Here is a 10,455-nt window from a genome sequence, read left to right as displayed (position 1 = left end):
TACACCACGGCTAGGGACACGACCTCCGCCACGGATGGCGGCACCGAACATCGGCGCCGAGTTGTGGAATAATGCGCGGCGATTCGAGGCGTAGCACAGCCTGGGTTCGACCCGACCGAATGCCCGGTGGGCATTCGCAGCGGGTTGGACGCTCGGGCCAGGACGGCCCGAGCAGGATCACTTTGCGAGGCAGGAGCCGAGCTTAGTGATCGCGGCCAAGCTGGCATCGGTATAGAATTGAGCTACCAATCGGGGCGTAGCGCAGCCTGGTAGCGCACCTGCATGGGGTGCAGGTGGTCGCAGGTTCAAATCCTGCCGCCCCGACCAATCCGAGACGAAGCCGCCCGCCGGGCGGCTTCGTCGTTCCGGGCCTCAGAAGTTGTATTCCACGTGCAGCGACAGATGGTCGCGATCCTGCAGCAGGCCGACCCGGTCGCTGCTGCCGCTCATGAAGTAGCCCTGGTACAGCGCGCGGGCCCGGAGGCCCTGCGTGAAGGTGATCTCGGTGCCGGCGAGCACCTGCATGCGGCCCTCGACGAAGTTCTGCGCGGGTGTCGGGGCGACGCCGGCCACATCGTGGAAGAAGCCCACGATGGGGTTGAAGGTCCAGCCGAAGAGCAGGTTGTTGTACTGCGACTGCACGAAGATGCGGTAGCCGGTGGAGAAGGCATCCGCGAAGCAGCCGCGGGCCTGTGTCGGGTTGAGGCGCCGCGAATCCGGCTGGCCGTCCGGTGTGCCGGTGCCGTCGGCCCCGGGGCTGGCGTGCGTGCAGTTGGGGCCGCCGCCCTCGAGCTGGAGACGTTCGCGGGAGGGCATGTTCTGCACCCAGGTGAAGCCGGTCTCGGTAAGCAGGATGATCTGGTCGGCACCGAACCAGTTGCTCTTCGAGAAGACCCGGATTCCGGTCAGTCCGAGCTGGTGCACCCTGCGGCGGACATAGCCGCGAATGAGGTCGTTCGCCTCCACCGGACGCCCGCGGAAGCGGGTCTGGAGGAAGTCCGGGACGGCATTGCGTGCGCTGGGCAGGAGCGCGATGCCGAAGTTGATGTCCGCTTCAGGCAGCGTCGGTTGAATGCCGGCGAAGATGATGTCCGCCAGCGACACCAGCAGGGGCTGGTTCGGCCGGTAGACGTACTCGCCGGCGAGCGACCAGCGGCCGACCTGGGTGTTGAATGCCATACCGAACATCCGGATGTCTTCCGGGTAGTCGATGAAGGCCTTCAGGGTTTCCAGCGGCAGGGGCTCGCGTCCTTCGCCCGGGATCGCCGTCGAGAGTACCTGGCCGAGCGCGCTCGACCCGTTGCCGCCACCGCAGGAGAGCAGGGCGGTGACGGCCTGCACGCTGACATCGTCGAAGGTGAGTCCCGGAAGCTGCGCGCCCACCGAGCTCAGCAGGTCGTCGACCAGCGCGATGTCGCTCGAGCTGGGGAGGTCGCCGCCGGCGGCGTCACGGAAGCACGAGCGGTCGGTAGCGAACACGCTCGCGTAGGGCAGGCGGGCGTGGTAGTTCATGGCGTAGAAGCCGAGCTCGGTGCCGCCGTTGAGGTTCTCGGCGTACCAGCTCAGGCGTCCGCCGAACTGACCGTGATCGCGTGGCTCGCCGAAGCGCTCGTCGACCGGCACATTGAGCGCGGTGCTGGAGAACAGGCGCGGAATGGGGCCCTTGAAGCCGCCGACGAACAGCGGGTCCTCGGAGACCTGCCCGAGACCGATGACGGCATACGGCCCACCGCCGGCGATGTCGTTGGTCGAGAAGAAGCTGCCCGCCGCCGCCGGTTCGGCGGCTTCCCAGTCGTACTGGTAGACCAGTTCCAGCGATACCGTCGGGGTGATCTCGCCCGACAGCACGGCGAGTCCGCTGGGCCGGAACACGCTGGCGATGTCCGAACCCGGAAAGTTGAGCCGGTTCTGGTCCGGCGGATTGAGCTGGTCGAGGCTGCCCAGCGCGAGGAAGGTGGATTCTCCCCAGCGCACCCGCTGCTGGCCGACGGAGAGGGTCAGATAGGTGTCGGCGATCTCGAAGGGGTAGGTCAGCTTGGCTTCGAGCAGATCGAGGCTGTAGCCGACGCGCCGTTCGAGCTTCTGGCTGCGCGGCATGCGCGCGGGCTGGAAGTTCAGGTCGGTGTTGGTCTCATCGAAGCCGGTGTTGATCCAGTCGAAGAAGGCCATGCCGGACACGTTCAGCACCGCCTCGCCGTGCGTGATCGTGAGATCGGTCTCGAGCCGGGCCTGACCGCTGACCGGATCCCATTGGTCGTAGTTGAGGTTGCCGTCGTCGAAGTTGCTGCCGACGAAGGCGCCGGGCGCGTCGACCAGTCGCTGATTGGGTTCCGGATCGCCGGTGAAGGAGAGGCAGTCGTCCGGGCAGAGGTCGGGGTCGAGGTTGAGCTTCCCCACCGTATCCGGATCGGGCGCCTCGACACGCAGCGCACCGCCGACCACGAAGCGGTTGCGGAGACGCAGCTCGCCATCATCGAATCGGAAGTTTACGGCGTAAACCTCCGGAGCAAGGAAGAAAGCCCCCAACAGCATGATCGGAATACCACGCCGGGCCCGGCTTGCGGTGCTTCGCATGGTGCTGTCTCCTCTTTCGTCTTTGTATTCCGGGCCTCTTGACCGGGCGCGGTAGTGCATCCTAAACACGGTATCGACTCGGGCACAAGACGCGAATCGGGACGCCTCCGATGGCATCCCGTCCCACCTGACGCCGAAGTGGACATCGCAACATGTCTTCGGATTGCACTGAATTGACGGCATGAACGATTTACAATGTAAAATCACAGCGATGAAGACAGCGACGGGCAAGTGCGGTGGCTGATGCAGCGCGTACCAAGGGCAGTCGGGATGCGCTGCTGAACGCGGCGCTGGTGCGGTACCGCGCCGGTGGCCACGCCGCGGTCAGCTTCCGGCAGCTGGCGCGGGATGTCGGGATCAGCCACATGCAGCCGTACCGCTTTTTCCGCGACAAGGCGGAGCTGGTCGCGGCCATGCGGTGCCATTGCTTCCGCGAACTGCTGGGGGTGATCCGGGCTTCGGACCGCGTGCAGGAGCCGCCGCTTTCGCGGCTCTACGCCATCACCGCCGGCACCTTCGGGTATCTGTTCCAGCGCCCGGAGGACTACCGGCTGATGTTCGCGCTCAATCAGCCGGCCCCCACCGGATACGAGGCGCTGGCCGAGGCCCGGCGCGCGGTCTATGCCTACCTCCGGGACGTCGTGCAGGCGGGCGTCGACGCCGGCGACCTGCACGGCGATGTGGACGACGTGCTCCACCTCGCCTGGGCGGTGTCGCACGGTCTGTTCACGCTGCATCTCAGCGATCAGCTGATGCACGGCCGGGACCTCGAGTCGCTGGTGCAGCCGGCGCTCGACGTCATGTTCGCGCCCTTCCGGAACCGGCCGGATATCGCCGCCCTGCGGGCATCGGCACGCCACATCCCGGAGCTGCGCGACAACCACGACGAGGAGAGCGACGATGAATCCGATCACGCCTGAAACCAGTACCCGCGCCATCGAGGATTACCGCACCGCGCTGCGCGCGTGGTCGCGGCATTCCAGCCCCCGCCTGATCGGGTTGTTCGTCATCGTCACGCTGGCACTGCGGTCCGCAGTCGGCAGCTGGTCCGCCATCGACGCGCTCATGGTGGCGCTCGGCATCGCGATCTGGCCGTTCATGGAGTGGTTCCTCCACAAGTACGCGCTGCACATCCGGCCGAGAACGCTGTTCGGCCGGACCGTCGACCCGGAGTTCGCGCGCCGGCATCGGGCGCACCATCGGGAGCCGTGGCGGCCCGAGCTCATCGTGTTGCCGCCGTATGTGCATCTGACGCTCGCGCCGGTGCTGCTGGCGCTTGCCTGGTGGGCCGCGCCGGATCGCGGGCCGGCGCTGGCGGGGCTCGTCGGGTTCGGGCTGGCCGCCCTCAACTACGAATGGACGCACTTCATGGTGCACACGCGCATCCAGCCGCGGAATCGCTACTACCAGGGCCTGTTCCGCGCCCACCGCATGCACCACTTCCGCAACGAGAACTACTGGTACGGGTTCACCCTGACCAGTGTCGATCGCCTGCTCGGTACCGGTCCGGACCCCGAGGCCACGCCGCGGTCACCGCACTGCCGCGATCTCGGAGTGGATCACTAGCGCGCCGCGGCCTGCCCGGGGTCAGGCTGCCGGACGCTGGGCGCGGGCCACGACGACCTTGAAGTAGGGCGGGCGCCCTTCCTGGCAGGCGATGTCGCACCAGCCCACCGCGAGTCCGGCTGCCTCGAGCGCGGCGCGCAGCGTGGGCGGCGCCATGCCGCGATTGACGTGGTCGTACGCCTCCTCCGCGATGGCGTGGTCGTGCTGGTCCAGCGTCGCCACCAGCAGCGAGCCGCCGGGGCGCAGCAACTCGGCGGCGCGGCCGATGACCTGCTCGGGCGTGCGGGTATAGGTCAGCGCGTGCATCAGCACGACCTGGTCGAAGCTCTTCGGCGCCAGCGGCAACACATTCATGTCGCACTGCAGGAAGCGCGCGCGCGGGTCGTCGTGGAGACGGGCGCGCGCCGCACGCAGCAGCGTCGGACTGATGTCGACGCAGGTGATCGAGCGCGTGCGGTCGACCAGCAGCTCGGCGACGACGCCGTCACCGCTGCCGATGTCGAGCACATCCCCGAGCTCGACGAGGCCGAGCAGGGCGCGGGCGTTGGCCTCCCAGCTCCGGCCGGGCGAATAGTGCCGCTCCATGCGGCCCGCCACCGTCTCCGCCCAGCTGGTGCCGGCATGGCGCCGCCGCACGGCCTCGTGCGCGCGCTCGCGGTCGAGCTCCGCCTGCTGGTCGTCGAGGCGCTCGCGCAGCGTCCGCCACAGGCCGGCCGCCGGGTCATCGCCGTCGCCGATGCTGGCGCGGAAATGACGGACATTGTTGACGCGTTCGTCGGTCACCAGCCCCGCGGCACGCAGGCGCGACAGGTGTGTGGACACGCGGCCCTGGGACAGGCGCGTGATCTGCGTGATCTCGGCCACCGACAGCGCCTCGGCCTCCAGGAGCAGGAGGATCCGCTGTCGGCTGGCATCGGCGAGCAGTCTGCAGAGCAGGGTGCTCTGCTCGATGCTCAACTGCACTGGTAAGGGGCGGGCAGGCGGTGGTCGCGGAGCGGCATGCGCACGTCGTCAATCCTGTTCGTCGTCGGGGTCGGCAGGGCGCAGCGGCTTCTTCGGCACTTCACCGCTGCGCACGGCCTCGCGGCCCTTGCTGGTGGCGAGGCGCGCGCGGCTGAACGGCGATGGCGAGCTCGAGACCGGGCGCTTCACGCCGGAGGTGAGCCGCGCGAACTGTTCGGTGGCCCTTTCGGCGACATCCGCCGCGCGCGACCGCGCCTGCTTGCCGACGTCCTCGACCGTGCGCTCGGCGCGCGCGCGGGCATCACCGGCGGTGCGCCGGGCGCTGTCCCGGGCGTCGGCAAGCGCATTCCGCACGCTGCTGCCGCTCTTCGGCGCCGGTGCCGGAGCGGCGGCCTCGGGGGCCGGCGTCGGCGCAGCGGCACGCTTGCGGGCCGTCGACTTGGTCGCTCCGGGGATCGACTGGCCCGCCTTCCGGTCGGCGGCGCGCGCGGGGCGCGCATTCTTCTTGACTTCGCGGGCTTCCACGGCACCGGGCTTGCGCGCGCCGCTCTTCTTGGTGGCTGTACCCGAAACCTTCTTTGCGGCGGGGGCGGCCTTCTTCCGGTCGGGCGCGGTCTTCCCGGCCGCGGCGGGTGGTGCGGTGCGCTTGCCGCCGCTCCTGGCGGCAGCCTTCTTCGCGGGTGCGGACTTCCGGGCGGTCGTCGCGGCGCCCTTGGAGGTGGCCTTCCCGGCAGCCTTGCCGGCTGCGGGCTTCGTCGCCGCTCCCTTGCCGGCGGTCGCGGCCTTCTTCGTCGCCGACGCCTTCTTGGCGGGGGCGGTCTTCCGGCCGGCGGCAGCCTTGGACGCCGGCGCCTTCTTGCCTGCCGCCTTCTTCGCGCCGGGAGCGGGACTGGCGGTCGAAGCGGTCTTGGTGGTGGCCCGCTTGCTCGCGGGGACGCTGGCGGCGCGCTTCTTGCTCGCGCTCTTGCCGCCCGCGCCGCCGGTCTTGGCGCCTGCGCCGGACTGCTTCTGTGCGGTGCTACGCAGGCGGTTGGTGATTCGCTTGAGCATCTTCTGCCTCCCCGGGGTATGGACAGGCTCGCCACGGGCGCCGCGGCAGCCCGTCTCCCTGAAGCTGTCCCAATGTCCAACTATAGCGCGCATGGGCGTTTCCGGCTGCCCCGGGTGCCTCAGCAGTCGCTGCGCAGGGGCGCTATCATCGCCGCCGGTTCACGCGGCGCGACCGAGGCATCGGGCGCCCACGCCACCCGATTTCACCGCAATCGAGGGAAATTCCTATGTATCAGGGCAAGAGTCTGCGTGTCGAACGTCTTGACGGGGACATCGCCGAGCTGTGCTTCGATCGTGACGGCGACGTCATCAACAAGTTCGATCGCCAGACCATCGATGAACTCCGGGAAGTGGCCGATCTGCTCGGCAAGGAAGGCGGTCTGAAGGGACTGATCGTGACCAGTGCCAAGGACGGGTTCATCGTCGGTGCCGACATCACCGAGTTCGGTGCGAACTTCCAGCAGTCCGAGGACGAGATCGCCGACTGGGCGCTCGAGGCCAACCAGATCTTCAATGCCATCGAGGATCTGCCCTTTCCGAGCGTGACGGCGATCAACGGCATCGCCCTCGGCGGCGGCTTCGAGATGTGCATGGCCACCGACTACCGCGTCATGGCCGCCGATGCCCAGGTCGGACTCCCCGAGGTCAAGCTCGGCATCTACCCGGGCTTCGGCGGCACGGTGCGCCTTCCGCGCCTGATCGGCGCCGACAATGCCATCGAGTGGATCGCCGGCGGTACGCCCAGCAAGGCGGATGATGCGCTCAAGGTCCATGCGGTCGACGCCGTGGTCGCGGGCGACAAGGTGAAGGAAGCCGCCATCCGCCTGGTGCAGGCGGCCAACGCGGGCGACTACGACTGGCAGGCCCGTCGCGAGCAGAAGAAGGGGCCGCTCAAGCTGCAGGGCGTGGAAGCCATGATGGTGTTCGAGACCTCGAAGGCCTTCATCGCCGGCAAGGCGGGCAAGGACTATCCGGCGCCGACGGCCGCGGTGAGCAGCATCCAGAAGGCGGCGACCAAGGGGCGCGACGAGGCGCTCAAGATCGAGGCCAAGGGCTTCGCCAAGCTGGCCAAGACCACGCAGGCCGATGCACTCATCAGCCTCTTCCTCAACGATCAGCTGATCAAGAAGAAGGCCAAGGCGGCACGCAAGGCCAGCCGCAAGGTGGATCAGGCGGCGGTGCTCGGTGCCGGCATCATGGGTGGCGGCATCGCCTACCAGAGCGCCGTGAAGGGCACCCCGATCATCATGAAGGACATTGCCGACGGGGCGCTCGAGCTCGGCATGAACGAGGCCAACAAGCTGCTCGCCAAGCAGGTCTCGCGCGGCAAGATGACGCAGGAGAAGGCCGGCAAGGTGCTGGGCAGTATCCGCCCGACGCTCAACTACGGCGACTTCGGCAATGTCGACGCCGTGGTCGAGGCGGTGGTCGAGAATCCCAAGATCAAGAAGTCGGTGCTCGCCGAGGTCGAGGGGCTGGTACGCGAGGACACCGTCATCGCTTCCAACACGTCCAGCATCTCCATCGACGAGCTGGCCGGCGCGCTGAAGCGGCCGCAGAACTTCCTCGGCATGCACTTCTTCAATCCGGTGCCGAAGATGCCGCTGGTCGAGGTGATCCGGGGCGAGAAGACCTCCGAGGAGGCGGTGTCAACCATCGTTGCCTACGCCACGGCCATGGGCAAGAGCGCGATCGTGGTCAACAACTGCCCGGGTTTCCTGGTCAATCGCATCCTGTTCCCGTACTTCGGCGGCTTCATGTCGCTGATCCGCGACGGCGCCGACTTCGTCAAGGTCGACAAGGTCATGGAGAAGTTCGGCTGGCCGATGGGTCCTGCCTATCTGCAGGACGTGGTGGGCATGGACACCAGCCACCATGTCGGCGATGTGCTGGCCGAAGGCTACCCGGATCGCATGGGCAAGGAGTTCCGTTCGGCCCTCGACGTCATGTTCGATAACGAGCGCTACGGCCAGAAGAACGGCAAGGGCTTCTACCGCTACGAGACCGACGCCAAGGGCCGGCCGAAGAAGACCCCGGACGAGGAAGCCTACAAGCTCATCGCCGAGGTCCAGCCGAACGGGCAGAAGGACTTCGACGAGGAGGAGATCATCGACCGCCTCATGCTGCCGATGATCATCGAGACCGCGCGCTGCCTCGACGAGAACATCGTGGCCACGCCGCAGGAAGCCGACATGGGCCTCATCCTCGGCATCGGCTTCCCGCCGTTCCGCGGTGGCGCCTGCAAGTACGCCGACACGGTGGGCCTGAAGACGGTGATCGAGAAGGCCGAGCGCTACGCCGGCCTGGGCAAGCTCTACGAGCCCACGGCGTCCATGCGCGAGCTGGCCGAGGCCGGCAAGACCTACTACAGCAAGTAGTCAGACGGAGATTCCATCATGACCGACGTAGTGATCGTTGATGCGGTGCGCACCCCGATGGGCCGCTCCAAGGGCGGTGTGTTCCGCAACGTGCGCGCGGAGAATCTCTCCGCCGAGCTGATCAAGGCGCTGCTGGCGCGCAACGAGGCCCTGAACCCGGAAGAGATCGAGGACGTGATCTGGGGCTGCGTGCAGCAGACCAAGGAGCAGGGCTTCAATATCGCGCGCCAGTCGGCGCTGCTGGCGGGCCTGCCGCTGACCGTCTCGGGCCAGACCGTGAACCGGCTGTGCGGTTCGTCGATGACGGCGCTGCACGCTGCCACCAATGCCATCAAGGGCGGCATGGGCGACGTCTACCTGGTGGGCGGCGTGGAGCACATGGGCCACGTCCCGATGGACTACAACTTCGACGGCAACCCCGAGCTGTCGCTGACCGTCTCCAAGGCCTCGGCGGCGATGGGGCTGACCGCGGAGATGCTCACCCAGACGCATCAGATCGGGCGCGCGGAGCAGGACGAGTTCGCGCTGGCCTCGCACCAGAAGGCGCACAAGGCCTACACCGACGGCGCCTTCCGCGAGGAGATGGTCCCCGTCGCCGGCCATGATGCCGACGGCATGCCGATCAGGGTCGACTTCGACGAGGTGGTGCGCGCCGATGCCAACCTCGACGATCTCGGCAAGCTGCGGCCGGCCTTCAATCCGCAGGGGTCGGTCACCGCCGGCAACAGCTCGGCGATCTCGGACGGTGCCTGCGGGCTGCTGGTCATGTCCGAGGATCGTGCTAAGTCGCTCGGCCTCAAGCCGCTGGCGCGGGTCAGGGCCATGGCGTCGAGCGGCTGCAATCCCTCGATCATGGGTATCGGCCCGGTGCCGGCCTCGAAGAAGGCCCTGGAGCGCGCCGGTCTGTCGCTCGACGACATGGACTACTTCGAGCTCAATGAAGCCTTCGCGGCGCAGTCGCTGGCCGTGCTCAAGGAGCTCAAGCTGCTCGAGCGCATGGATCGCATCAACATCAAGGGCGGTGCCATCTCGCTGGGGCACCCGCTGGGCTGCTCCGGCGGTCGCATCAGCGGTGCGCTGGCGCGCATCCTCAACGAGAAGGACGCCCAGTTCGGACTGGCCACGATGTGCATCGGCATGGGGCAGGGCGTGGCCACCGTGCTGGAGCGCGCGCAGTAGGGTCCCTCGGCGCATGCGCGGCGGTGCCCGCTACGGGCGCCGCCGCTACTCGTCGGCGGTCTCGCTCGGCGTGCGCGAGGGCGGCCGCAGGCGGAGCTTGAACGAGCGCGCCTGATTGTCGCTGAAGGCCTGGATGCCGCCCAGGAAGAGGCGCGCGGTGAACTCCGCTGCCGCCTCGGCCTCGGCTGGACCGCCGTCGTTGTCCAGCAGGTTGCGGCTCATCTCGTAAGCCGTTCCGAAGAAGATCGACGCCAGCCAGTCGACATTCATGTCGGGCAGGATGCCGCGGTCGACGGCGCTGCGCATGTCCTCGCGCAGCGCGGACAGGCTGTTTCCGAACCCGGTCTCGGCGAACAGGCTGCGTACCACGGATTCGTTGCGCAGCATGGTCTTGAACAGCTCGGGCCGCGCGACCACCGCGCGGAACGCCTCGCGATACGCCGACAGCACGAAGTTGTGCAGATTGCTCGCGCGCCGGCGCGCCTCCTGCATGCGTTCGGTCAGCCGTGCGATCTCGTCGCCGACCAGCTCGCGGAGCACCTCTTCCTTGGTGTCGAAATAGTTGTAGAAGGTGCCTGACGCCAGATCCGTGCGTCGCACGATGTCGCGGATGGTGGTGGCGTCGTAGCCGATTTCCGCGAAGGCCGCGCACCCGGCGTCCAGGATCAGCTGGCGCGTGGCGCGCTTGCGCGTCTCCCGGCGGCTACGCAGCCGCGACCCGATGCTCATGGCGCTGCTGGCCTCC

General features: G+C 67.9%; 8 protein-coding genes and 1 tRNA gene. 5 read left to right on the top strand and 4 right to left on the bottom strand.

Annotated features, from left to right (window positions below):
- The first annotated feature begins 250 nt into the window (after positions 1 to 250).
- A tRNA-Pro gene (locus tag KAH28_RS14810) sits at positions 251 to 327 on the top strand.
- A 45-nt stretch (positions 328 to 372) separates the two neighbouring features.
- Here KAH28_RS14810 and KAH28_RS14805 read toward each other — a convergent pair.
- Positions 373 to 2,532: a DUF1302 family protein gene (locus tag KAH28_RS14805; protein ID WP_290577899.1), complete on the bottom strand. Its 2,160-nt coding sequence runs from the start codon at positions 2,530 to 2,532 to the stop codon at positions 373 to 375.
- Between the two features lie 278 nt (positions 2,533 to 2,810).
- Between KAH28_RS14805 and KAH28_RS14800 the strand changes: the two genes are divergently transcribed.
- Both KAH28_RS14800 and KAH28_RS14795 read left to right on the top strand, forming a co-directional pair.
- The gene (locus tag KAH28_RS14800) at positions 2,811 to 3,494 is read left to right on the top strand and encodes a TetR/AcrR family transcriptional regulator (protein WP_290577897.1); all 684 of its coding nucleotides are present in this window, start codon (positions 2,811 to 2,813) and stop codon (positions 3,492 to 3,494) included.
- Entirely contained in the window at positions 3,475 to 4,140 is a 666-nt protein-coding gene (locus KAH28_RS14795; protein ID WP_290577895.1) for a sterol desaturase family protein, read from the top strand. Before KAH28_RS14800 ends, KAH28_RS14795 begins: the two co-directional genes overlap by 20 nt.
- Before the next feature lie 21 nt (positions 4,141 to 4,161).
- On the opposite strand, the gene KAH28_RS14790 is transcribed toward KAH28_RS14795, so the two are convergent.
- Together KAH28_RS14790 and KAH28_RS14785 are read right to left on the bottom strand one after the other, a co-directional pair.
- Complete coding sequence (locus KAH28_RS14790; RefSeq protein ID WP_290577893.1) at positions 4,162 to 5,103, bottom strand: methyltransferase domain-containing protein; 942 nt, start codon at positions 5,101 to 5,103, stop codon at positions 4,162 to 4,164.
- Positions 5,104 to 5,151: 48 nt separating this feature from the next.
- Positions 5,152 to 6,153 carry a hypothetical protein gene (locus KAH28_RS14785; protein ID WP_290577891.1) on the bottom strand — a complete coding sequence of 334 codons (1,002 nt, stop codon included), beginning with the start codon at positions 6,151 to 6,153 and terminating at the stop codon, positions 5,152 to 5,154.
- A 227-nt stretch (positions 6,154 to 6,380) separates the two neighbouring features.
- Between KAH28_RS14785 and fadB the strand changes: the two genes are divergently transcribed.
- Both fadB and fadA read left to right on the top strand, forming a co-directional pair.
- On the top strand, positions 6,381 to 8,531 hold the full coding sequence (gene fadB, locus KAH28_RS14780; RefSeq protein WP_290577889.1) for a fatty acid oxidation complex subunit alpha FadB: 2,151 nt from the start codon (positions 6,381 to 6,383) through the stop codon (positions 8,529 to 8,531).
- A gap of 18 nt (positions 8,532 to 8,549) precedes the next feature.
- Positions 8,550 to 9,710 (top strand): acetyl-CoA C-acyltransferase FadA, encoded by a 1,161-nt coding sequence (gene fadA / locus KAH28_RS14775; protein ID WP_290577887.1) that lies wholly within the window; start codon positions 8,550 to 8,552, stop codon positions 9,708 to 9,710.
- A 45-nt stretch (positions 9,711 to 9,755) separates the two neighbouring features.
- On the opposite strand, the gene KAH28_RS14770 is transcribed toward fadA, so the two are convergent.
- On the bottom strand, positions 9,756 to 10,439 hold the full coding sequence (locus KAH28_RS14770; protein WP_290577885.1) for a TetR/AcrR family transcriptional regulator: 684 nt from the start codon (positions 10,437 to 10,439) through the stop codon (positions 9,756 to 9,758).
- Positions 10,440 to 10,455: the final 16 nt, after the last annotated feature.

Origin of the sequence: Algiphilus sp., from assembly GCF_023145115.1 — a bacterium.
GTDB lineage: Bacteria > Pseudomonadota > Gammaproteobacteria > Nevskiales > Nevskiaceae > Algiphilus.
The sequence above is the reverse complement of the archived record's forward strand: the minus strand, read 5'-3'. Positions and strand labels throughout refer to the sequence as shown.

What these genes read in the sequence shown, in the direction of transcription:
- KAH28_RS14785 (WP_290577891.1), bottom strand. Translation starts at nt 6,153, where the DNA reads ATGCTCAAGCGAATCACCAACCGCCTGCGTAGCACCGCACAGAAGCAG.
- KAH28_RS14795 (WP_290577895.1), top strand. Translation starts at nt 3,475, where the DNA reads ATGAATCCGATCACGCCTGAAACCAGTACCCGCGCCATCGAGGATTAC.
- fadA (WP_290577887.1), top strand. Translation starts at nt 8,550, where the DNA reads ATGACCGACGTAGTGATCGTTGATGCGGTGCGCACCCCGATGGGCCGC.
- KAH28_RS14770 (WP_290577885.1), bottom strand. Translation starts at nt 10,439, where the DNA reads ATGAGCATCGGGTCGCGGCTGCGTAGCCGCCGGGAGACGCGCAAGCGC.
- KAH28_RS14805 (WP_290577899.1), bottom strand. Translation starts at nt 2,532, where the DNA reads ATGCTGTTGGGGGCTTTCTTCCTTGCTCCGGAGGTTTACGCCGTAAAC.
- fadB (WP_290577889.1), top strand. Translation starts at nt 6,381, where the DNA reads ATGTATCAGGGCAAGAGTCTGCGTGTCGAACGTCTTGACGGGGACATC.